Here is a 22,262-nt window from a genome sequence, read left to right on the forward strand (position 1 = left end):
ATGTCTGTGAAAGGAACCCCGCCGTGAACCGCATCCTGGTTGTCCACTACTCCCGAACGGGCCACACCGACCACGTGGCCAGGCATATTGCGGCCTCCTGCCACGCCGACATCGAGCGCATCGAGGACCGACAGAGCCGGGGGGGCATGTCTGGCTACCTGCGCAGCGCAGTCGAAGCACTTCTCGGTTGGCGCCCGCCGATCGAACCCGGACACCACCGCCCGAGCGACTACGACCTCGTGATCCTGGGTATGCCCGTATGGTTCTGGGGCGTGGCCAGTCCGATGCGCACCTGGGTGGAGCGCCACCACAGCGAACTGGACAATGTGGCGGTGTTTTGCACTTGCGGCGGTTCCGGATACGACAAGGCACTGGACGACCTGGAGCGTTTGTGTGGCCGCCCTGCATTGGCGCGGCTGGCCCTGGCCGAACGCGCGGTGGCGAAATGCCAGCACAACCCGGCATTCCACCAATTCCTGCTCGAACTCAAGCGGGCGCGCTCAATCCCCAGTTTCACTGCCTCCACGTATGGTCAGGCGCACGCCTGAAGCACCATGAAAGCCGCTGTACTGGTTTTTCTCGGCCTGTCGGCATCCGCCGCGTTCTGCCAGCCAGCGGCGGTCAAGCAGAACGTGCAGATGATGGGTCCATCGGTGCGCTCTGAAGCGGTGGTCGAGGGCGACTTCGCCGCGATGGGCGGGCATGTACTGGTGAGCCTCCCCGTGGCTGGCGACGCCCTGCTCCTGGGTGGCACGGTCGATGTGCACGCTCCAGTGGGCGACGACCTGCGCGCCGCCGGAGGCGATGTGGTCGTCGAAAGCTCCATCGGTGGCGACGTGCTGGCCGCAGCCGGCAACCTCAGGCTGACCAAGGCCGCGCGAGTGGCGGGTGGCGCCGAGCTCGCGGGTGGCGATGTGCGGGTGGACGGCCGGGTGGAGGGTTCGCTGAACGTGCGCGCCCGGCGGCTGGTGCTCAACGGACCGGTAGGCGGCAACGTGCAGGCCGCCGTCGAGGAACTCGAACTCGGGCCAGAGGCCCACGTCGGGGGCAGCTTGCGCCATACCGCATCCGCCCCCACGCAAGATCCGGCCGCGGTGGTTTCAGGCCCTGTGGAACGTGTCGACTGGCTGTTTGGCGAACGCCAGCGATGGAACGGCAGGCACCCCATGCACGAAGGGCGGTGGCCCGCCATGGGTGGGTGGTGGTTGCTGGTGCCGCTGTCCATGGGCCTGCTCGGTGTGCTGACCTTGGCCGGTCTCGTGCTGTTCGTCTTTTCCCACTTTGCCGATCAGGCGGCGCACCAGATCGAGACCCGACCCTGGCTCGCCTTGGGCGTTGGCGCGGGGTTGCTGGTCGCCCTGCCGATGCTGGCCCTGCTGCTCCTCTTCACGCTGCTGGGCATCCCGCTGGGCCTGGTGGTCATGGCCTTGTACCCGCCGCTGTTGCTGCTCGGCTGGTTGATTGGTGCGTTGTTTGCGGCGCGTTGGCTGGCAGCGCGCACCCGGCGAGGCCAAGTCACCGGGCCGGCTGTGTCCTACGGCTGGATGGCCGTGGCCGTGATCGCCTTGCTCATGGCCGGGATGATTCCCATCGTTGGACCCCTGCTGGCGACCGCCACCATGGCCGTCGGCCTGGGCGCCTGCGTGCTGGAGTGGCGCCGCCGACTGGCCAGCCGCCCCAGGGACACGCCTTGAGCCGCAGTTCCCATCTGCACCGCGCAGGGGTGTTCCTGGGCACCGGCAAAATGGAGTTCCTTGTGCGACCGGGGCACCCAGTTTCCCAAGCACGCTCAATGCGACAGCAACACCGGCAGCGTCATCGAGGCCAACACGGTATGCGAGGCGCCCCCCAGCACCCATTCGCGCGCTCGGCGGTGCCCGTAGCAGCCCATCACAAGCAAATCCGCCCCCACATCCGCAGCCATCGACAGCAGGTGGCTGCCCACATCGTTGCCCTCAGGACCTCCCGCATGCACCGTGATGTCCACGCCATGCACGCGCAGATAGCCCTGGAGCGAGCGCAGCGGCGCATCCGTGGCTCTACCGAAACACACCCCGTGCACATGCCGTGCGCGCTGCAGCCAGGGCAGGGCGGCCGACAGCGCCCGGGCGGCCTCCCGGGTCTCCTTCCAGGCCACCAGCACGTTGCGCCCGACGGGACCGATCGCGCCGGCGTAGGGCAGAACAAGGGCGGGACGGCCGCTCTCGAGCAGCACGCTGGAGACAAAGTCCGCCGGCAATTGCACGGCCGCGGGGTCGTCCGCATCGCGCTGGCCCAGGATCATCAGATCGGTATAAAGCGCCCGGCGCGCAAAGCCCCACGGCCCATCGGCCAGCGGCTCGGCCCAGCGCAGCCGCTCACTCTCGCCCACGAGTTGCCGGAAGGTGCTGCGCATTTTCTCGATGGCTTCCTGGTCCAGATCCTCCATCAGGGCGATGGTTGCTGCCGCACCCTCGATGGCGAATGGGTAGCTCACCAGGGCCGTCAACAGGCAGGGCTGACCGATGACCTCGGCCTCGAAATCGTCCGCTAACTGGCGCGCCAGCTTGATGCGCTCTGGCGTGCGGGCGGAACTGTCGAGGTGCAGCAGGATGGTTCTGGGTGTTTGCATACGCGTTCACTCCCTCTAAAGTGGCGGTACCCACATTGGTACCTGCGCTTGCACCGATTGAAACGCGCCTATGCCGCATGGACGGGAATGCGCCGACCGCGCTCGCGGTCTGCGCGCGGCATGTCGATGCGCAACACGCCGCTGCGGTAGTGTGCCTGGGTGCGCTCTGCATCGACCGCATGCGGCAGGACCAGGTTGCGCCGGAAGCTGCCGTAGGCGCACTGAACCAGGCGGTAGCTGCCATCGCCGCTCTCTTGCTCAAGGTGCTTTTCACCCGACACGCTGAGTCGGTCGCCGTCGATGTCGATCTGCAGATCTTCCCGGTTCATGCCGGGCAGCTCCATGCGCACGATGATGCGGTCATCCTCCACGCGCAGGTCGGCGGCCACCAGCCCCCAACTTGCACGGGCATCGCGGCCGGACAGGTCGCTGCGCCGAAAGCGCGTGAGCGCCCCGCCGGCACGCCTGCGCAGGTCTCTCCAGCCGTGCGCCAGCGAAGCCCAGGCCTGTTGCGCGCCCTGCTGCCAAGGTTTGGTCAGCGTGCTCATGGCATCACGCGATCGCGATTCGCTTGCTGGAGCTATCCGCCTTCTTCGGCAAGGTCAGGGTCAGGATGCCATCCTTGTAGCTGGCCTCGACCTTGCTTTCGTCCACCGGACAAGCCAAGCTGAAGCTGCGGCTGGCGTAGCCCTCCTGGCGTTCGCGGCGCAGCATGCGGCCACCGTTGCCTTTTTCCTCTTTCTCGGACTTGATTTCGGCGCTGATGGTGACCATGCTGCCGTCGATGCGTACGTCGATATCGTCTTTCTTCACGCCGGGAATCTCGGCCTTGACGGCGTAGCTGCCGTCCTGCTCGGAGAGGTCCAGTTTGATGCGCGGCGCTGCTTCCGGCATCTCGACGCGCCATGGGCGCATGAAGGAGCGCAATGCATCGTCGAAGGGGTCAATGGCAAAAGGATCCAGAGGGAGAAGCTCGTTCATGGTAATGCTCCTGTTGAACGGTGGAGATGGATTGCCTGACAGGTCCACGACATCACGAGGAATGTGCCAATGCAGGAAAGATGTTGAAACGGCAAGGTCCTGGCGCCATTGAGTGAACGCAATGCGGAAGCACTCTCTGGCGATGCCATCAAGTGCGCTCACGCTGCTCGCGCAGGGATTCCGTCTCGATCACCGCGGCCATCTCGCGCATCTGCTCGGACATCAGGGAGAGCACGTCGTCCATCGTCACCAGCCCGACCAGAACCCCTTGCGGCTTGACCACCGGCAACCGGCGGATGCCCTTGCGCCGCATGGTCGCGAGCAGGTCCTTGATCGAGTCGTCTTCCAGTGCGCTGATCAATTCATGGCCCATCACATCACCCACCGTGAGCTGGGCCGGGTTGAGTTCGTTGGCCACTACCGCCACCACGATGTCGCGATCTGTGAGCAGGCCCACCACCAGCGGCCCTGCTCCGGTTTCGTCAACAACGACCAGAGAGCCGACATGCCGCTTGCGCATGAGTTGCGCCGCCTTCACCAACGACAGACCGCGTTCGGCGACCACCACGATACGGTTGCAGATATCTCTTGCCAGCATCTTTTCATGCATGTCGCTCTCCAGCCAAGTTGCTTGATCAAGGCCGCGCGGATCGGACCTCAGGAGTTGACGCGCAACTCGTTGTCCACCCGGGTGACGCCGGGCGCCGACCAGGCCGCGCCCTGGGCAGCCTCGCGCTCGGCCCAGGTGTGCACCGAGCCGCGCAGTACGGCCGTCGAACCGTTGATGCTTACCTCAATGCCCTTGGCCTCGCGCTCGGCCCGGCGGGTCAGCGCGTCCCGGATGCGTTTTTCAATGTTGCCCGGTGTGGTTCGGGGTTTGAGCACAATGGCGTTGCTGACGCCCACGACCCCGAGCAAGGGTCGCACCAGATTGGCTGCGGTGGCCCGCTGGTATTCCCAGTCGACCTCCCCGCTGAGTGTGACCCAGCCCTTCTCGACCTTGGCCTTGATGCGTTCGGCCGGTACGGAACTGTGCCAGGCGAGTGCGGTCTCCACCGCATGGGCGATCTCCGTGTCGCTGCGCTTGCTGCCGCCGTTCAGCTTCACATCGATCTCGATCGCCACGGCGCGCACGCCAGCCACCCTCTGCACCACCTTCTCCACCTCGTACTTCTCGATGAAGCTATCCAATTGGCCGGACAACGTGACCACTCCGTCCTTGACCGCCACACCCACCTCGGCGGCATTGATCGAAGGGTCCCAGTCGAGTTCGTCCTCCACGTCCTTCTTGATCTGTATATCGGATTTCATGTTCAACCTTTCTGTTGAGAGGTGTGAAAAAAGATGGCCTGCCGTCCTTTCGGAGGGCAGGCCAAGGTGAAGGTCCCCGGCAAGACCCTCTCGGGCTCAACCGGTCTGAGGTTGCCTTCATCCCTTCATGGGGTGATTGACACTCCACGAACATTCCCCTGAGGGAAATCCTCACTTGGCCTTTGCATTTCGGTTTGACCCGTAGAGGCATCGGCAATTGCAGTATCGGCGGCGCCGGTGGCTGGCCCGTTGAGCATGCTCAACGCGGCCTCAGATCATGCAAACGATGGAGAAACACTGCGGATTTCCGTACTGCGGGAAATCCTCGCACGGCGAGCAAGGGGCCACCCCGGAAGGGCTTCGCGGCGGGCCCCGTTGAGCGGAATCAATCGATCCCGCTGTCCGCGATGCCAGGAAGCGGGACCGATGTTCGGCGATGCGGTGTTCGCCCTCCGGGCCGAGCCCTGCAAGCCCTGCTCAAGACGCCTGCCCGCATGGCGGTCCTGTGCCCACTGCTGCTTCGTCACACCCCAAAAGGATAGGTGTCGGCCAAGCCCTCGCCCACTTTCATCGGCAACGGCGTCACTGCATGGGTTTCGTCGAACCAGATGTACTCGTCGAACTGGCTCGGGAGCACCGCATCGAAATAATGGCTCTGGCGCTCCGTCTCGGGACGATAGAGGACGCCGATCGCGCGTTCCAGCCGAGGCGCTGCCAAGCCACCGAGCAGGGCTTTGGACAGGGAGGGTTCACGCAACGGCAGCAAGAAGCACGCGATACCGCTTGCGTGAAACAGGGACTCGTAACTTCCCGGCAGGGCGGGTCGAACGGCCTTCACTTCCATAGGGCCATCCCAGTCGGTGGCGGCGGCCACGGTGCCTGCGTAGGTTCCGAAGCCCACCAGGCAGGCCGATTTCCCGAATTCCTGGCGACAGAGATGCCCGAGATTGAATTCCTCGCGCAGCGACATTTCGGTGGCGGCCGAATCGCCAACATGCGAGTTGTGTGCCCACACCACGGCCTTGCTCTGCGCGCCATGGAACGACAGCAGGTGCCGCAAGGTCGTGAACATGTGGGTATCGCGCAGATTCCAGGCCACGCGCGAACCGTAGTACATGGTGCAGTAGTAGCGCTCCGCCTGACTGACGACCCGCGCGTTTTGCAGCGCGTCCAGCAGGCGCTCGCCATCCTGGCCGATGTAGAGCGGGCTCTTTTGCTGCAGGTCGACGAGCATTTTCACGACGTCCGGCTCGCAGCTCCTGTAGCGCCTGGTCAATGCCGCCAGGCCATAGCTGGCGGGATCGGACTCCCAGGGGGTAAGACACCCGTAGCGCTGCCGCGCCACCTGCGCCGTCGGGGGATCGACCCGGTCCAGATAGGCCAGCACCGCGTCGATGGAGCTGTACAGGCTGTAGAGGTCCAGCCCGTGGAACGCAGCGGGTTGCTTCGCCTGCGCATTGTGTTCGCGCAGCCAATCGACAAAGCCCCGCACTTCCTCGTTGCGCCACATCCAGGCGGGAAATCGGGCAACCCCGGACCAGGCCTGGCCGGGCGCCGCACCCGCGCGCACGGACCGATCGATCCGCGCCGCATCGGGCCAGTCGCCTTCAATGGCGACAAAGGAAAAACCCTTGCGGGCGATCAGCTCGCGCGTGATGCGCTCGCGCATGCGATAGAACTCGGAGGTGCCATGGGTGGCTTCACCCAGCAGCACGACACGCGCCTCGCCAACGCGCTGCAGCAGCGGCTCCAGATCGGCGGACTCGACCGAGTCGAACGCTTGGGCCGCTTCGGCCACAAGGCGCGCCAGCGCGGCGTCCGCAACAGCCGCCTCCTTGCCACCTGCCGGCCTGCGCCACATGGCACCCGCATGCGGGTGCACGTGCGGCGCTTCCCCCAGCACCGGAGCCGGCCCGATGTCGGCCATGTCCTCGACACGAAACTGGTTGTCCGGCAAGCGCGTCACACGCACCAGCTCCGCGACCTCGGGATCGTCCCCCAACGCCATGACAAGTCTCCCGCCCGGCACCAGCTGCTCTCTCAGCACGCGCGGAACGTGGCGGGCACTGGCGTGCACCACGATGGCATCGAACGGCGCCTCCTCCGGCCATCCCTGGGCCCCGCTGTCGTGGCGTATCTCGACGTTGTGGCAGTCCAGGCGCGCGAGCGTGGCCGTGGCCGCCAAGGCGGCCGGCCCCTGGGGCTCGACGCTGTAGACGCTCGCGCACAAACGCGACAACAGCGCCGTCACATACCCCACGCCAGTGCCGATCTCCAGCACCCTGTCCCGCGCCTGGAGGTCCAGTGCGGCCAGCATCACGCCCACCTCGCTCGGACGCGGCAGCAACCGACCATCCGGGATGGGCAGCGCGACATCGTCAAACCCGAATTCCAGCAATGCCTTGGGCACGAACTCCTCGCGCGGCACCTCGCGCATGGCGTCGAGCACGCGCTCAGCACGCACATTGCGGCCCACCACATACCGCTCCACCATGACAGCCCGGCGCCGAGAAAATTCCGAATGATTCATAGGGCTGCCTCCTGGAACGCAACGGCCATCCCAGCGATGGCAACGCAATGGCCTATGGTCTGCGAGACGCATTCACCAGGCATTGAGTCGGCGCAACCGGGACTCCCAAAAAGCACGCTGCGGCATTGCGGGAGCTGGAGGGCTGCTGCCTTGGCTACGTATGCAACTGCCTGGAACGGGGCGGCCGCAGCAGAGAGGCCAAGGCCGAGACGCTGCGGCACGCGCGGATGGCGCCGCTCAGGGTATTCTCAAATCCGATTTCAGGAGTCCCCCATGATCGAACGCAGTCTTTTCAGCACAGACCATCGGAGCTTCGGCGAGAGCTTCGAGCGCTTCATCACCAAGGAAATCGCGCCGCACCATGCCGATTGGGAAGACCAGGGCTACGTGGACCGCGCGGTCTGGACCAAGGCCGGCGAGAACGGCTTTCTGTGCATGACGCTGCCCGAGGAATACGGCGGCGCGGGCGCGGACAAGCTCTATTCGGTGCTGCAGATGGAGGCCATTGCCCGCGCGGGCGCGAGCGGCGTCGGCTTTGGCCTGCACAGCGAAATCGTCGCCCCGTACATCCTGCACTACGGCACCGAGGAGCAGAAACAGAAGTACCTGCCCCAGCTTGCCAGTGGCGCCATGGTGGGGGCGATTGCCATGAGCGAGCCGGCCGCCGGCAGCGACCTGCAAGGCATCCGCAGCACCGCCATCAAGAGCGCGGACGGGGCGCACTATGCGCTGAACGGCAGCAAAACCTTCATCACCAACGGCTGGCACGCGGACCTCATCATCGTCGTTGCCAAGACCGATCCAGCGGCGGGCGCCAAGGGGACCAGCCTGCTGCTGATCGAAGCCGGAATACCGGGCTTCGAGAAGGGCCAGCGCCTGAAGAAACTGGGCATGAAGGCGCAGGACACCTCGGAGCTTTTCTTCAACGACGTGCGGGTGCCGGCGGAAAACCTGCTGGGCGGCGCCGCCATGGAAGGCCGGGGCTTCATCTGCCTGATGGAGCAGCTCCCCTGGGAGCGTTTGCAGATTGCCATCGGCGCCGTCGCATCCGCAGAAGCCGCCATCGGCTGGACGGTGGATTACGTGAACCAGCGCAAGGCCTTCGGCCAGAGCGTGGCAGCCTTCCAGAACACACGCTTCAAGCTCGCCGAACTGCAAACCGAAGTGCAGGTAGCGCGCGTATTTGTCGACAAATGCTGCGAGCTGATACTGGCCAACCAGCTCGACACCCAGACCGCCAGCATGGCCAAGTACTGGACCAGCGACCTGCAGTGCAAGGTGATGGACGAATGCGTGCAACTGCATGGCGGCTACGGCTACATGTGGGAATACCCCATCACTCGCGCCTACGCCGACGCACGCGTCCAGCGCATCTACGGCGGCACCAACGAAATCATGAAAGAAGTGATTGCACGCGGGATGGGACTGGGGGGCCAGTGATGTTGCTTCACTATTAATAGCTGCCAGCGCTTACTGCATAAGCGCTAGAGGCCATTTTCACCAAATAATTGGTAATTGGGGTCAGATTCCAATTAATTGGCTGTTTGCTGCCCCTGAAGGCACCACAAACCTCCCATACCTCTGGCACCGTGCTTTCTTGAATTAAACAAAGCGTGCGCTCAGTTAAATAATTTATACTGATTTTCTGAATGCAACCCGGAGACCCCGCCCCATGACCGAAGCCTATGTATTCGAAGCCCTGCGCACCCCGCGCGGCAAAGGCAAAAAAGACGGCAGCCTGCACGAAGTCAAGCCCATCACTTTGCTCACCGGCCTGCTCACCGAGCTGCAGGCGCGCCAGGGTTTTGACACGGCGGCGGTGGATGACATCGTCATGGGCATCGTCTCGCCCATTGGTGAGCAGGGCTCGGTGCTGCCCAAGGTCGCGGCCATCAAGGCGGGTTGGGCGTTTACCACGGCGGGCGTGCAGATCAACCGCTTCTGCGCCTCGGGCCTGGAGGCCGTGAACCTGGCGGCGCAGAAGGTGCGTTCCGGCTGGGAAGACCTGGTGGTGGCTGGCGGCGTCGAGAGCATGAGCCGCGTGCCGATTGGCGCCGACGGCGGCGCCTGGGCTCAGGACCCCGAGACCAACTCGGCCACGCTGTTTGTGCCACAAGGCATTGGCGCCGACCTGATTGCCACGCTCGACGGCTTCACACGCGAAGACGTGGACGCGTTCGCGCTCGAATCCCAACGCCGCGCCACCGCTGCACGCGCGGCCGGCTACTTCAAGCCATCGGTGGTGCCGGTGCGCGATGCCCTGGGCCTGGTGATTCTGGAAGAAGACGAATTCATCAAACCCCAGACCACGATGGAGGCGCTCGCCGGCCTCAAGCCCTCGTTTGCGCAACTCGGCGCCATGGGGTTTGACGCCGTGGCGCTGCAACGCTACCCGCAGGTGGAACGCATCCACCACGTGCACCACGCGGGCAACGCATCGGGCATCGTCGATGGCGCGGCGGCCGTGCTCATCGGCAACGAAGCAGCAGCCAAGTCGCAGAACCTCACGCCGCGCGCGCGCATCGTCGCCACCGCCCTCTCGGGCGCCGACCCGACCATCATGCTCACCGGCCCCGTGCCGGCAACGAAAAAGGCGCTGGCACGCGCCGGCATGACGGTTGACCAGATCGACTTGTTCGAAGTGAACGAAGCCTTTGCCGCCGTGCCCATGCGCTTCATGCGCGAGCTGGACGTGCCGCACGAGAAGGTCAACGTCAACGGCGGCGCCATTGCCATGGGCCACCCGCTGGGCGCCACCGGCGCCATGCTGCTGGGCACGCTGGTCGATGAACTGCACCGGCGCCAGTTGCGCTACGGGCTTATCACGCTGTGCGTCGGCGGGGGCATGGGGATTGCCACCATCGTAGAAAGGATCTAGCTCCCCCTGTGCCGCTTTGCGGCTTCCCCCTGAGGGGGACGGCTCCAGCGGACTGGCGAAGCCAGATCCGCGTTGCCACTGGCTTAGGGCAACGGTTCGCTTCTCCAAGCGCAGTCATTCATCAGATAGAGACACCACCATGCAAACCATTCGCTACGAACTTCTGGACACCGCTTCCGGCAAAGTTGCCCTGGTCACGTTTGACGAAGCGGGCTCGCCCGTCAACACCATGTGCCGCCAGTGGCAGGACGACCTCATCGAACTGGTGGCGCAGGTGCAGCAGGACCGCACGCAGCTCTCGGGCATCGTGCTGGCGTCGGCCAAGACCAGCTTCTTCGCCGGCGCCGACCTGAAGGCCACCATGCGCGCCACGGCGGACGACGCCCAGGCCGGGTTTGCCGCCATCGAGCGCATGAAGCAGCAGTTCCGCACGCTCGAAACCCTGGGCATCCCGGTAGTGGCGTGCCTCAACGGCGCGGCGCTCGGCGGCGGCTGGGAAGTGGCGCTGATTGCCCACCACCGGATTGCGCTCGACAACCCAAAAATCCAGTTTGGCCTGCCCGAAGTGACCCTGGGCCTGATCCCCGGCGCGACCGGCATCACCAAAATGACGCGCCTGCTCGGCCTGATGGGGGCGCAGCCGTATTTGCTGGAGGGCAAGCTTTTCAACCCGCAAGAAGCCGTGAAACTGGGCCTGGTGCACGCCACCGTGGCGACACCGCAAGAGCTGCTGCCGGCGGCCCTGGCCTGGATTGCCGCCAACCCCAAGGCGCAGCAGCCCTGGGACGACAAAAACTACAAGATCCCTGGCGGCACGCCTGCCAATCCCCAAATCGCCAACGCCTTGGTCGTGGCGCCCGCCATGCTCAAGAAAACCACGCGCGGACGCTACCCCGCGCCCGAGGCGGCGCTGGCCTGCATGGTGGAAGGCGCGATGGTGGACTACGACACCGCCCTGCGCATCGAGAGCCGGGCGCTGGCCAAAATCATGAGCGGCCAGGTGGCGCGCAACATGGTCAGCACCTTCTTCTTCGACATGAACGCCGTGAAAAGCGGGCGCTCCCGCCCCGGCAACGCGCCGCGCACCAAGCTCGCCAAAGTGGGCGTGCTCGGCGCCGGCATGATGGGCGCAGGCATCGCCTGGGCGCAGGCCAGCAAGGGCATCGCCACGGTGCTCAAGGACGTGAGCCAGGAGAAGGCCGACGCCGGCAAAGCGTACAGCGCCAGCCTGGCGGAAAAACGCGTCGCCAAGGGCCGCATGGATGCCGCCAAGGCGCAGGCGCTGCTGGCGCGCATCACCCCCACGGCCGACGCAGCAGACCTCGCTGGCTGCGAACTCATCATCGAAGCCGTGTTCGAGAACCGCGAACTCAAGGCCCAGGTGACGCGCGAGGCCGAGCCGCAGCTCGCGCCCGGCGGCTTCTTTGCCAGCAACACCTCCACCCTGCCCATCTCGGGCCTGGCGCAGGCCAGCAGCAACCCGGCCAAATTCATCGGCATCCACTTCTTCAGCCCCGTGGACAAGATGAAGCTGGTCGAAATCATCCGTGGCAAGCACACGGACGATGAGACCGTGGCCCGCGCCTTCGACTACGTGCAGCAGTTGGGCAAGCTGCCCATCGTGGTCAACGACTCGCGCGGCTTCTACACCAGCCGCACCTTCGGCACCTACGTCATGGAAGGCGCTGCCATGTTGGGCGAAGGCCTTCCTGCCGCCCTCATTGAAAACGCCGCCATGCAGGCCGGTATGCCCGTGGGCCCACTGGCGGTGCTGGACGAAACCGCGCTGACGCTGAGCGTGCATGTACTGGACCAGACGCGCGCTGATTTCGCGGCGGAAGGTAAGACTTACGAAGCGACGCCCGGCGAGTTGCTGGTCGAGCGCATGGTGAAGGAACTCAAGCGCCCCGGCCGCGCCGGCGGGGGCGGCTTCTACGACTACCCTGCGGGGGAGAAAAAGCACCTGTGGCCAGAACTGCGCGGCCTGTTCGAAAAACCAAGCGTCGCCTGGAACGTGCAGGAGATCCAGGACCGCCTGCTCTACCGCCAGGCCATCGAAACGGCGCGCTGCCTGGCCGAAGGCGTGCTGACCAGCGCGCATGACGCCAACATCGGGTCGATTTTTGGCATCGGCTTCCCGGCATGGACGGGGGGAGCGATGCAGTTCATTTACGGGACTGGCGTCGAGGCATTCTTGCGCCGGGCCGACGAACTCGCGGCGAAGTACGGGGCGGGATTCGCCTTGGATGCGCGGGCACGCGAGGCCCTCAAGAAGTTTCAGCCGACGTATTGAAGCGGCTGTCCGGCAACAGCGGCGGGCGCATGAGGTAAAACTCCCAACGAAGTCCTCTTTTTTCCTTGCATTTTGACTGTCAGGCAATCAAAATGCAAGGATGTTTACCCGCCAATTGCATGCCCTGTTGACCGAACGCCTCGCGTTCTACCCCGGCATCGTCCTGCTGGGCCCGCGCCAGGTGGGCAAGACGACCCTGGCCAGGGCGATCGCCGCGCAGCACCCCGGCGCGCTGTTCCTCGACCTGGAACGGCCCGCTGACCGGGCGCAGTTGGCGGAGCCCGAACTCTTCCTGGCGCAGCACCGGGATCGCCTGGTGGTGATGGACGAAGTGCAGATGCTGCCCGACCTGTTCACCCACCTGCGGCCCGAGATTGACGCCGACCGGCGGCCGGGGCGCTTTCTGCTGCTAGGGTCCGCCAGCGGCGCGCTGCTGCGCCAGCGCTCCGAGTCGCTGGCGGGGCGCGTGGGCTATATGGAGCTGACGCCCCTGCTGGCCAGCGAGGTGGCGGCCACCAACGACTTGAGCGACCTGCAAAAACTGTGGCACCGAGGCGGTTTTCCGCTGGCGCACCTGGCACCCAGCGACAGGCTGGCCTACGCTTGGCGGCAGGATTTCATTCAGACCTTTTTGCAGCGCGACCTGCCGCAGATGGGCGTGACCGTGGCGGCGGATGCGCTGCACCGCTTCTGGCGCATGCTGGCGCATCTGCAAGGGCAACTATTCAATGCCTCGCAGTTGGGGCAGTCGTTGGGCGGCGCGTCGCACACCACCGCCGCCCGCTACCTGGACCTGCTGGTGGACACCATGCTGGTGCGCCGGCTGGAGCCGCATTTGCCCAACGTGGGCAAGCGCCTGGTGAAATCGCCCAAGACCTACATCCGCGACAGCGGCCTGCTGCACGCGCTGCTGAACATCGCCAGCCTGTCGGACCTGCAGGGCCACCCCATCGTTGGTGCTTCGTGGGAAGGGTTTGTGCTGGAGCAGGTCGCGGCGCATCTGCCCGAGGGCGCGCAACTGGGCTTCTACCGCACGGCGGCCGGCGCCGAGATGGACATCGTCGTGCAGGCCGGGCAGCGCCGCCTGGCTATTGAGGTGAAATTCTCGTCTGCACCGACGGTGACCAAGGGCTTCTGGCATGCGCGCGAAGACCTTCAGCCCACGCGCACGGTGGTGGTGGCGCCGGTGGAGCGGCGTTATCCACTCAAGGAGGGGGTCGAGGTAGTGCCGGTGAGTGCCATTGCACCATTGCTGGCTGGACTGGGTTGAGCCTGGGGGCAGGTCTCCTGCGCGACGCTCGCCGAAGGCAGCATAGTCTGGAGAATCAAAATGCTATTAACTATGTAGCTAATGGCGCTTACCCATCAAGCGCTAGAGCCTAAAACAGTCAAAATTTCCTATCCCGTGACCGGCTCACGGCACAAACCGATACCCGATCCCCGCCTCAGTACGCAGGTGCCGGGGCATCGACGGGTTGTCCTCCACTTTTTTGCGCAGGTTGGCCATGTGTACGCGCACGTAGTGCGTGTCGTCGGCATGGCCGGGGCCCCATACTGTTTTCAGCAGTTGCTGGTGGGTGATGACGCGGTCGGGCTGCGACGCCAGGTGGGTGAGCAGTTTGTATTCGATGGGCGTGAGGTGCAGCGGCTGACCAGCGCGCTCGGCGGTGCGCCGGGCGAGGTCGATGCGGACATCGCCAAAGGCAATCAGCGGCTCGCCACCGGGCGTCTGCTGGTAGTGGCGCCGCAGTTGCGCACGCACACGGGCCATCAGCTCGCCGGCGCCGAAGGGCTTGACCAGGTAGTCGTCGGCGCCAGCGTCCAGCGCGGCAATCTTGTCAGCCTCCTGGCTGCGCGCCGAGAGCACGATCACCGGCACGGTGGACCAGCGGCGCAGGCCGTGGATCACCTCGATGCCATCGCCGTCGGGCAGCCCCAGGTCAAGCACGACCAGGTCGGGGCGCCGTGTGCCGGCCTCGATCAGGCCGCGGGCCACGCTGTCGGCCTCGTGCACGGTGTGCCCCTCGGCGCCCAGCGCCAGGCGCACAAAGCGGCGAATGGCGGCTTCGTCCTCGACGACCAGAATGCTGTGGCCTGCGGGATGCTCAGGTGTGCTCATGGTGTTGCGCCCTGCCCGGTGCCGTCGTCCTGCGGAGGCTCGCCGCGCGGCAGGGCAATGGTGAAGCGGGCGCCCGCAATGGTGCCATGCGCGCGCCGGTTGCTGCCCTGGATCTGGCCGCCGTGCGCCTGCACGATGGCGCGGCAGATCGCCAGGCCCAGGCCCACGCCCGGCAGCGAGCTCTCGCGGTTGCCGCGCTCGAACTTCTCGAAGATGCGTTCTTGTGCGCCTTCAGGCAGGCCGGGGCCTTCATCGTCCACCCATAGCAACACCTCACGCGCTGTGGCCTTGGCGCCCAGGGTGATGGCGCTGCCGCTGGGCGTGTACTTGGCAGCATTCTCCAAGAGGTTGACGAGCACGCGCTCGAACAGCACGGCGTCGAGGTACAGCAGCGGCAGGTCATCCGGCAGGTTCACGTGCAGCGCTCGGCCGGCCAGCGCCTCGCTACTCGCCGCCAGCGCGCTGCCCACCACTTCTTCGAGGGGCTGCCAGTCGCGGTGCAGGGGCGCGGCGCCCGCCTCCAGCCGGGCCATGTCGAGCAGGTTGTTGACCTGGGCACTCATGCGCAGCGCCGAATCGCGGATGGCATCGGCCACCTCGCGCTGGGCGGCGCTCAAGGGCGGCCCGGTCAGGCCGAGGGCATCGGAGAGCCCCACCAGCGAGGCCAGCGGCGTGCGCAGGTCGTGCGAGATGGCCGACAGCAGCGAGTTGCGCAGGCGCTCGGATTCGATCTGCACGGTACTCATACGCGCCACTTCGATGTAGTGGATGCGTTCGAGCGAAATCGCCAGCAGCGAGGCGCAGGTACCGAGCAGGCGCATCGGCTCGGGCCCAAGCTGCGCGCTGCCGGGCAGCTCCAGCACCAACACGCCGCGCACCCGCATCGGCGCCTTGAGCGGCACGACGAGGCAGGGGCTGGCCGGCAACGTGCCGGTGCCACGGCCAGCGGGCTCGGCACGGTCGAACGACCACTGGGCGACGCCCAGGTCCACCGGCGCCTCGCCCCCTGCAAGCGCTTCCAGGTGGTTGGCGTCGTCGGCCAGCAGCAGGCTGGAGCGGGCGCGGAACTCGGCGCGCAGGAAGCGTGCGGCAATCTCGCCCACCTGCTCGGGCAGCAGCGCGGCCGACAGGTCGCGCGACATGTCGTACAGGCTGCGCACGCGCCGCTCGCGCTGCATGGCCGCCGCCGCCTGCACCTTGAGCCCTGCAGTGAGCTGGCCCACCACCAGCGCCACCACCAGCATGACGGCAAAGGTCACCAGGTACTGCACGTCGCTGACCGCCAGCGAAAAGCGGGGCGAGACGAAAAACCAGTCGAACAGCACCACGCCCAGAAACGCGGCCAGCACCGCGGGACCACGGCCGAAGCGCAGCCCGACGCCCACCACCAGCAGCAGAAACAGCATGACGATGTTGCTCAGTTCGAGCACGCCTGCCAGAGGGGCCGCCACCAAGACCAGCGCGGCACAGGCCGCGGCGGCGGCGGCGTAGCCGCGCCATGACCTGGCCTCGTCCGCGTCCGGGTCTGCGCCCTGCAGCACGGGTGGACGTTCAGGCGCCCCCGTGCCAGGCATGGCGGGCAGCGCCACCTGCAGCACGTCGAGGTCATCAGCACAGCGCACCAGTTGGTCTGCCAGGGCGCGCCGCCAGAGCCGGCGCGGGTGCGCACGCCGCCCCAGCACCAGCCGCACCAGGTTGTGTTCACGCGCGTAGCGCACCAGCGCTTGTGCCGGCTCGGGCGCCGACAGTGTGGCCGTATTGGCACCCAGCTCTCCCGCCAGTTTGAGCACGCCCAGCGCCTGAGCGTCGCCCATGGCGTTGGTTTCCACATGCACCGCGTGCCAGGGCACATCGAGCTGCGCGGCCATGCGTGCACAGGTACGCACCACTTTCTCGCCCGTGCTGCCGGGGCCTATGCAGGCGAGCAGCGCCTCGCGGTTGGCCCACACCGGCTGCACCGAGACCGAGCGGCGGTAGGCACGCACTTCGCCGTCGACCCGGTCGGCTGTGCGGCGCAGCGCCAGCTCGCGCAAGGCCAGCAAGTTGCCTTTGCGAAAGAAATTGGCGGCGGCGCGCTCGGCTTGCTGCGGCACATAGACCTTGCCGGCCTTGAGGCGCCCCAGCAGCTCGTCGGGCGGCAAGTCGACCACCACCACCTCGTCGGCTTCGTCGAAAACGCGGTCGGGCACGGTTTCCCAGACGCGGATGCCGGTGATACCGCTCACCACGTCGTTGAGGCTCTCAAGGTGCTGGACGTTCATGGTGGTCCAGACATCGATACCGGCGGCCAGCAATTCCTCTGCGTCCTGCCAGCGCTTGGGATGGCGCGCGCCGGCGGCGTTGCTGTGGGCCAGCTCGTCAAGCAGCACCAGCGCGCGCTCGTCACCACCATGCGCGGCGCCGAAAGCCAGCGCAGCGGCCAGGTCAAATTCCAGCAGGGTGCGACCCCGGTACGGCAGGGCGATTGGGGGCAGGCGCGGCAGGCCGGCTGCCATGGCTTCGGTCTCACCTCGGCCATGCGTTTCAACCACGCCGACAATCAGGGGCGTGCCCCGCACCTGCGCATCGCGGGCGGCGGCCAACATGGCGTAGGTCTTGCCCACGCCTGCGTTGGCTCCAAAGAAGATCTTGAGCCGGCCGCGCCGTGCCCGCACCTCATCGCGCTGCATCTGCGCGAGCAGTGTGTCGGGATCAGGGCGGGGTACGCTCATGGGCGGTTACTGTAGAGCAGGCACAGAGGCAAGGCAGCCCCGGCTCGTCAGGAATGGGGCAGCGCGTCGAGCGCCAGGTTGAGCTGCAGCACGTTCACGCGCGGCTCGCCCAGGAACCCCAGCAACGTGCCTTGGGTGTGCTGCGCCACCAGCGCCCGCACCTGCGCGGCCGGCAGGCCTCGCGCTCGGGCGACGCGGGACACCTGGTAGTCCGCAGCGGCGGCGCTGATGTGCGGATCAAGCCCGCTGGCCGACGCGGTCACCAGATCCACCGGCACCGGGGCATTGTTGCCTGGGTCGGCCGCGCGCAGCGCAGCAATGCGCGCTGCCACGGCCTCGGTCAGCGCCGGGTTGCTGGGCCCGAGGTTGGAGCCGGACGACGCTGCGGCGTTGTACGCATCGGGTGCCGTGGCCGAAGGGCGGCTCCAAAAATGGCCGGGCTGCGAGAACGGCTGGCCAATCAGCGCGGAGCCGACCACCACGCCATTCACCTTCACCAGGCTGCCATTGGCCTGCGATGGAAACAGCAGTTGCGCCAGCCCCGTGACGGCCAGCGGATAGGCCAGGCCGGTGATGAGGGTCAGCAGAATGAACAGCGACAGCGCGGGGCGAAACAGGGTTTTCATAGGGTCTCTCCTGGACAAAGCGCTCAAACCACGCCCAGCGCCACCAGCGCCAGGTCGATCAGCTTGATGCCGACAAAAGGCACCACCACACCGCCCAGGCCGTACACGGCGAGGTTGCGGCGCAGCAGCGACGCGGCGCCCACGGCGCGGTAGCGCACCCCTTTGAGGGCCAGCGGAATCAGGAACACGATGATCAGCGCGTTGAACACCACGGCCGACAGAATCGCCGAGTTCGGCGTCGCCAGCTGCATCACGTTCAGGGCAGAGAGCTGCGGGTAGGTGCCCACGAACGCCGCCGGCACGATGGCGAAGTACTTGGCCAGGTCGTTGGCGATGCTGAAGGTGGTGAGCGAGCCCCGCGTCATCAGCATCTGTTTTCCGGTCTCCACGATCTCGATCAGCTTGGTGGGGTTGCTGTCGAGGTCCACCATGTTGCCGGCCTCTTTGGCCGCCTGAGTGCCGGTGTTCATGGCCACGGCCACATCGGCCTGGGCCAGCGCCGGGGCATCGTTGGTTCCATCGCCCGTCATGGCCACCAGTTGGCCGGCTGCCTGGTACTCGCGGATGCGTTCGAGCTTGGCTTCGGGCGTGGCTTCGGCAAGAAAGTCGTCCACCCCCGCTTCGGCCGCGATGGCCGCCGCCGTGAGGCGGTTGTCGCCAGTGACCATCACGGTGGTGATCCCCATGCGGCGCAGCTCGGCAAAGCGCTCCTTGATGCCGGGCTTGACGATGTCCTTGAGCTCGATGGCGCCCAGCACGCGGGCACCCTCGCTCACCACCAACGGCGTGCTGCCGCGGCGGGCAATGCTGTCCACCACAGCCTGCAGCGGGGCTGGGAAGTCGCCGCCCAGTGCCTCCACATGCCGGCGGATCGCATCGGCCGCGCCCTTGCGCAGGCTGCGGCCGCCGGGCAAGTCGACACCGCTCATGCGCGTTTGCGCGGTGAAGGGCACAAACTGGGCATCCAGCGATGCAGCGTTCAATTCTGGGAGCTTGAATTTCTGCCGCGCCAGCACCACGATGCTGCGGCCTTCGGGTGTTTCATCGGCCACAGAAGCCAACTGCGCGGCGTCGCCCAGCGCGGCTTCAGCTACGCCCGGCGCCGGGGCAAACGCGCTGGCCTGGCGGTTGCCCAGGGTGATGGTGCCGGTCTTGTCGAGCAGCAACACATCCACGTCGCCAGCGGCTTCCACCGCGCGGCCAGAGGTGGCAATTACGTTGGCCTGCATCATGCGGCTCATGCCCGCGACGCCGATGGCCGAGAGCAGGCCCGCGATGGTGGTGGGAATCAGGCACACCAGCAGCGCCACCAGCACGACCAGACTCACGGGTTTGCCCGCGCCGCTGACGGCCACGCCAAACTGCGAGAACGGCAGCAAGGTGACCACCACGCCCAGGAACACGAGGGTCAGCGCCACCAGCAGAATGGTCAACGCAATCTCGTTGGGCGTCTTCTGGCGCTTGGCGTTCTCGACCATGGCGATCATGCGGTCGATAAAGGTCTCGCCAGGGTTGACCGAGACGCGCACCACGATCCAGTCGGACAACACCCGCGTGCCCCCAGTGACGGAGCTGAAGTCGCCGCCCGACTCGCGGATCACCGGGGCCGATTCGCCGGTAATGGCGCTCTCGTCCACCGAGGCCACACCCAGAATCACTTCGCCATCGGCCGGCACGGTGTCACCCGCCTCCACCAGCACCACGTTGCCACGCTTGAGCTGGCTGGCTTCGAGGGGCAGCCAGGTCATCGCTTCGCGCGTGGCGGGCAGATCGGCGCCCTTGGGCAACTGCTTGGCCCAGGTCTCCTTTTTGAGCCCGCGAAGCGATGCCGCCTGCGCTTTGCTGCGCCCTTCGGCCAAGGCCTCAGCCATGTTGGCAAAAAGGACCGTGAACCACAGCCACAGCGCCACCAGCGCGGAAAACCACGTCGGCGTGGCGAGCGCCAGCGCGGTGGTGAACGCGCTGCCCACGTACACCACGAACATCACCGGGTTGCGCCATTGCACGCGCGGGTCCAGCTTGTAAAACGCCTCCAGCAGCGCCGGGCGCAAGAGCGCCGGGTCGAACAGGGTCGGGGTGGTGTTGCGCGTCATTTCAGGGGCTCCAGCAGCATGAGGTGCTCGACCACCGGGCCAAGGGCCAGGGCGGGCACATAGTTCAAAAGACCCACCAGCAGCACCGTACCGACCAGCAGCGCGACGAACAGCGGCCCGTGCGTGGGCAGCGTTCCCACGGTAGCGGCTGCGCGTTTCTTGCCGGCGAGCGATCCGGCCATCGCCAGCACCGGCACGATCACGCCAAAGCGCCCGAACCACATCGCCGCCGCCAGCAGCAGGTTGTAGAAGGGTGTGTTGACCGACAGGCCGGCAAACGCACTGCCGTTGTTGTTGGCCGCCGAGCTCAGCGCATAGAGGATTTCACTGAAACCGTGCGGCCCGGGGTTCAAAATGCCCGCCCGCCCCGCCTCGGTACTGACCGCCAGGGCCGTGCCGAGCAGCACCAGCAAGGGCGTGACCAGGATGGCGAGCGACACCATCTTCATCTCGCCCGCTTCGATCTTCTTGCCCAGGTATTCGGGCGTGCGGCCAATCATCAGCCCGGCGATGAACACCGCCAGCATGGCGAACACCAGCATGCCGTAGAGGCCCGCGCCAACGCCGCCAAACACCACATCGCCGAGCTGGATCATCACCAGCGGCACGGCCCCGCCCAACGGGGTGAAGCTGTCGTGCATGGCGTTCACGGCGCCGCAACTGGCCGCCGTGGTGACGACGGCAAACAGCGTCGAGGCGTTGATGCCAAAGCGCGCCTCCTTACCCTCCATGTTGCCGCCGGGCTGCGTGGCGCTGGCGGTCTGGTCCACCCCCAGCGCGGCCAGCGCCGGGTTCCCCTGCTGCTCGGCGGCATTGGCCGCCACCGCGAACACCACGAACAGCACCACCATCGCGGCCAGCACCGCAAAGCCCTGGCGCCGGTCGCCCACCATGCGCCCGAACACCAGGCACAGCGCGGCGGGGATGGCGAAGATCGCCAGCATCTGCAGCCCATTGGTGATCGCGCTGGGGTTCTCGAACGGATGCGCGGAATTGGCGTTGAAAAAGCCGCCGCCATTGGTGCCCAGCATCTTGATGGCCAGTTGCGAGGCCACGGGACCCAGCGCCAGGTGCGTGCTGGCACCCTCGACACCGGTGGTGCCCACATACGCGGACAGGGTCTGGACCACGCCCAGCCCGGCAAACGCCAGCGCCAGCAGAAACGACAGTGGCAGCAGCACCCACAGCGTGGCGCGGGAGAGGTCGACCCAGACGTTGCCGATGGTCGCCGCGCTGTGGCGCGCAAAGCCGCGCACCAGTGCCACCACCACCACGATGCCGGTGGCGGCCGAGAGGAAGTTCTGCACCGCCAGGCCCAGCATTTGCGTCAGGTAGCTCATGGTGGTCTCGCCGCCATAGCCCTGCCAATTGGTGTTGGTGACGAAGCTCACTGCGGTGTTGAAGGCCGAATCGGCAGACACTGCAGCAAAGCCCTGCGGGTTCAGCGGCAACGGCTGCTGCAAGCGCTGCAGGGCATACAGGAACAGCACCCCCAAACCGTTGAACAGCAGCAGGCCCAGGGCATAGCGCACCCAGCCGGTTTCCTGCGCAGCATCGACGCCCACCAGGCGCCACAGGGGCGATTCGAGCTTGCGGCCGAGTGCGAAACGCCCGGCCATGACGGCGTCGATGGCACGCGCGAGCGGCCAGGCGAGCGCCAGCAGCAGTGCCAGGAACACCGCCAGTTGCAACAGGGCGCCGGGGGTCATGAAAAGTCCTCCGGCCGCAGCAGCACGGCCACCAGGTACACGAAGAGCCCACCCGCCAGCGCACCCGCCAGCCACAGCCAGGCACTCATCGCCGTGCCTCCGCGCGCTGCAGCCGCTCGCAGCCCTTGACCAGGCCCACGGCCAGCAGCCAGAAAAGGCCCGCCAGGGCCAGGTAGATGACGTCCATGAACCGCTCTCCTCGATGCGCTATTGGCAATGCACCGATGCTAGGAACGAACGTGTCAAGGCAGTGGCAAGAAGTACCCGCTGGGCATCAAGGAAGCATCAAGAAGCGCGGGGCCTGAACCGGTATCGCTGGGCCATGCTGGGGCCCAGGCCGCATTCCGTTCGCCCGCTGGACGAACTCCGGCGAATGCGCAATAGACCGGAAGTGGGGGTT

The 22,262-nt window shown here is 66.3% G+C and carries 18 protein-coding genes; 6 read left to right on the plus strand and 12 right to left on the minus strand.

Annotated elements, in window-relative coordinates; all coding sequences use genetic code 11:
• Positions 1-23 precede the first annotated feature (23 nt).
• Both D3F03_RS10225 and D3F03_RS10230 read left to right on the plus strand, forming a co-directional pair.
• Positions 24-548, plus strand: coding sequence for a flavodoxin family protein (locus D3F03_RS10225; protein ID WP_158606155.1), 525 nt, complete (start codon positions 24-26; stop codon positions 546-548).
• 6 nt (positions 549-554) lie between these two features.
• The gene (locus tag D3F03_RS10230; RefSeq protein ID WP_119109247.1) at positions 555-1,694 is read left to right on the plus strand and encodes a DUF8173 domain-containing protein; all 1,140 of its coding nucleotides are present in this window, start codon (positions 555-557) and stop codon (positions 1,692-1,694) included.
• 95 nt (positions 1,695-1,789) lie between these two features.
• Here D3F03_RS10230 and D3F03_RS10235 read toward each other — a convergent pair whose 3' ends face one another.
• From D3F03_RS10235 to D3F03_RS10260, 6 genes are all read right to left on the minus strand, one after another.
• Positions 1,790-2,611, minus strand: a complete 822-nt coding sequence (locus D3F03_RS10235; protein WP_119109248.1) for a universal stress protein — start codon at positions 2,609-2,611, stop codon at positions 1,790-1,792.
• 68 nt (positions 2,612-2,679) lie between these two features.
• Complete coding sequence (locus tag D3F03_RS10240; RefSeq protein ID WP_119109249.1) at positions 2,680-3,159, minus strand: Hsp20/alpha crystallin family protein; 480 nt, start codon at positions 3,157-3,159, stop codon at positions 2,680-2,682.
• 4 nt (positions 3,160-3,163) lie between these two features.
• Complete coding sequence (locus D3F03_RS10245; protein WP_119109250.1) at positions 3,164-3,592, minus strand: Hsp20/alpha crystallin family protein; 429 nt, start codon at positions 3,590-3,592, stop codon at positions 3,164-3,166.
• Positions 3,593-3,740: 148 nt separating this feature from the next.
• Complete coding sequence (locus D3F03_RS10250) at positions 3,741-4,202, minus strand: CBS domain-containing protein (RefSeq protein WP_119109251.1); 462 nt, start codon at positions 4,200-4,202, stop codon at positions 3,741-3,743.
• 47 nt (positions 4,203-4,249) lie between these two features.
• A complete protein-coding gene (locus D3F03_RS10255; protein WP_119109252.1) occupies positions 4,250-4,903 on the minus strand; it encodes a BON domain-containing protein in 654 nt (217 codons plus the stop codon).
• Positions 4,904-5,426: 523 nt separating this feature from the next.
• The gene (locus tag D3F03_RS10260; RefSeq protein ID WP_119109253.1) at positions 5,427-7,433 is read right to left on the minus strand and encodes an erythromycin esterase family protein; all 2,007 of its coding nucleotides are present in this window, start codon (positions 7,431-7,433) and stop codon (positions 5,427-5,429) included.
• Positions 7,434-7,706: 273 nt separating this feature from the next.
• Here D3F03_RS10260 and D3F03_RS10265 point away from each other — a divergent pair, with 273 nt between their 5' ends.
• The 4 genes from D3F03_RS10265 to D3F03_RS10280 all read left to right on the plus strand — a co-directional run bounded on the left by D3F03_RS10265 (position 7,707) and on the right by D3F03_RS10280 (position 13,874).
• Positions 7,707-8,873, plus strand: a complete 1,167-nt coding sequence (locus tag D3F03_RS10265) for an acyl-CoA dehydrogenase family protein (RefSeq protein WP_119109254.1) — start codon at positions 7,707-7,709, stop codon at positions 8,871-8,873.
• Between the two features lie 232 nt (positions 8,874-9,105).
• Entirely contained in the window at positions 9,106-10,311 is a 1,206-nt protein-coding gene (locus D3F03_RS10270) for an acetyl-CoA C-acetyltransferase (protein ID WP_119109255.1), read from the plus strand.
• A 139-nt stretch (positions 10,312-10,450) separates the two neighbouring features.
• On the plus strand, positions 10,451-12,604 hold the full coding sequence (locus tag D3F03_RS10275; protein ID WP_119109256.1) for a 3-hydroxyacyl-CoA dehydrogenase NAD-binding domain-containing protein: 2,154 nt from the start codon (positions 10,451-10,453) through the stop codon (positions 12,602-12,604).
• A 127-nt stretch (positions 12,605-12,731) separates the two neighbouring features.
• Positions 12,732-13,874 carry an ATP-binding protein gene (locus D3F03_RS10280; protein WP_245960567.1) on the plus strand — a complete coding sequence of 381 codons (1,143 nt, stop codon included), beginning with the start codon at positions 12,732-12,734 and terminating at the stop codon, positions 13,872-13,874.
• A 144-nt stretch (positions 13,875-14,018) separates the two neighbouring features.
• Here D3F03_RS10280 and D3F03_RS10285 read toward each other — a convergent pair whose 3' ends face one another.
• The 6 genes from D3F03_RS10285 to kdpF are packed head-to-tail and all read right to left on the minus strand — an operon-like array spanning position 14,019 to position 21,951.
• Positions 14,019-14,723: a response regulator gene (locus D3F03_RS10285; protein WP_119109258.1), complete on the minus strand. Its 705-nt coding sequence runs from the start codon at positions 14,721-14,723 to the stop codon at positions 14,019-14,021.
• The gene (locus tag D3F03_RS10290) at positions 14,720-17,434 is read right to left on the minus strand and encodes a DUF4118 domain-containing protein (RefSeq protein ID WP_119109259.1); all 2,715 of its coding nucleotides are present in this window, start codon (positions 17,432-17,434) and stop codon (positions 14,720-14,722) included. Before D3F03_RS10290 ends, D3F03_RS10285 begins: the two co-directional genes overlap by 4 nt.
• 47 nt (positions 17,435-17,481) lie before the next feature.
• Positions 17,482-18,060, minus strand: coding sequence for a potassium-transporting ATPase subunit KdpC (kdpC, locus tag D3F03_RS10295; protein WP_119109260.1), 579 nt, complete (start codon positions 18,058-18,060; stop codon positions 17,482-17,484).
• Between the two features lie 23 nt (positions 18,061-18,083).
• A complete protein-coding gene (gene kdpB, locus D3F03_RS10300; protein ID WP_119109261.1) occupies positions 18,084-20,153 on the minus strand; it encodes a potassium-transporting ATPase subunit KdpB in 2,070 nt (689 codons plus the stop codon).
• Positions 20,150-21,862, minus strand: coding sequence for a potassium-transporting ATPase subunit KdpA (gene kdpA, locus D3F03_RS10305; RefSeq protein WP_119109262.1), 1,713 nt, complete (start codon positions 21,860-21,862; stop codon positions 20,150-20,152). Before kdpA ends, kdpB begins: the two co-directional genes overlap by 4 nt.
• Positions 21,859-21,951 (minus strand): K(+)-transporting ATPase subunit F, encoded by a 93-nt coding sequence (gene kdpF / locus D3F03_RS10310; protein ID WP_119109263.1) that lies wholly within the window; start codon positions 21,949-21,951, stop codon positions 21,859-21,861. Before kdpF ends, kdpA begins: the two co-directional genes overlap by 4 nt.
• Positions 21,952-22,262: the final 311 nt, after the last annotated feature.

The organism is Simplicispira hankyongi (assembly GCF_003570885.1).
GTDB classification, from domain to species: domain Bacteria; phylum Pseudomonadota; class Gammaproteobacteria; order Burkholderiales; family Burkholderiaceae_C; genus Simplicispira; species Simplicispira hankyongi.

Bases quoted from the DNA above. Each gene is read 5' to 3' on its own strand.
- D3F03_RS10255 (WP_119109252.1), bottom strand. From the start codon at position 4,903: ATGAAATCCGATATACAGATCAAGAAGGACGTGGAGGACGAACTCGAC.
- kdpB (WP_119109261.1), bottom strand. From the start codon at position 20,153: ATGACGCGCAACACCACCCCGACCCTGTTCGACCCGGCGCTCTTGCGC.
- D3F03_RS10245 (WP_119109250.1), bottom strand. From the start codon at position 3,592: ATGAACGAGCTTCTCCCTCTGGATCCTTTTGCCATTGACCCCTTCGAC.
- D3F03_RS10275 (WP_119109256.1), top strand. From the start codon at position 10,451: ATGCAAACCATTCGCTACGAACTTCTGGACACCGCTTCCGGCAAAGTT.
- D3F03_RS10235 (WP_119109248.1), bottom strand. From the start codon at position 2,611: ATGCAAACACCCAGAACCATCCTGCTGCACCTCGACAGTTCCGCCCGC.
- D3F03_RS10230 (WP_119109247.1), top strand. From the start codon at position 555: ATGAAAGCCGCTGTACTGGTTTTTCTCGGCCTGTCGGCATCCGCCGCG.
- kdpF (WP_119109263.1), bottom strand. From the start codon at position 21,951: ATGAGTGCCTGGCTGTGGCTGGCGGGTGCGCTGGCGGGTGGGCTCTTC.
- kdpA (WP_119109262.1), bottom strand. From the start codon at position 21,862: ATGACCCCCGGCGCCCTGTTGCAACTGGCGGTGTTCCTGGCACTGCTG.
- D3F03_RS10265 (WP_119109254.1), top strand. From the start codon at position 7,707: ATGATCGAACGCAGTCTTTTCAGCACAGACCATCGGAGCTTCGGCGAG.
- D3F03_RS10260 (WP_119109253.1), bottom strand. From the start codon at position 7,433: ATGAATCATTCGGAATTTTCTCGGCGCCGGGCTGTCATGGTGGAGCGG.
- D3F03_RS10240 (WP_119109249.1), bottom strand. From the start codon at position 3,159: ATGAGCACGCTGACCAAACCTTGGCAGCAGGGCGCGCAACAGGCCTGG.
- D3F03_RS10285 (WP_119109258.1), bottom strand. From the start codon at position 14,723: ATGAGCACACCTGAGCATCCCGCAGGCCACAGCATTCTGGTCGTCGAG.
- kdpC (WP_119109260.1), bottom strand. From the start codon at position 18,060: ATGAAAACCCTGTTTCGCCCCGCGCTGTCGCTGTTCATTCTGCTGACC.
- D3F03_RS10290 (WP_119109259.1), bottom strand. From the start codon at position 17,434: ATGAGCGTACCCCGCCCTGATCCCGACACACTGCTCGCGCAGATGCAG.
- D3F03_RS10270 (WP_119109255.1), top strand. From the start codon at position 9,106: ATGACCGAAGCCTATGTATTCGAAGCCCTGCGCACCCCGCGCGGCAAA.
- D3F03_RS10250 (WP_119109251.1), bottom strand. From the start codon at position 4,202: ATGCATGAAAAGATGCTGGCAAGAGATATCTGCAACCGTATCGTGGTG.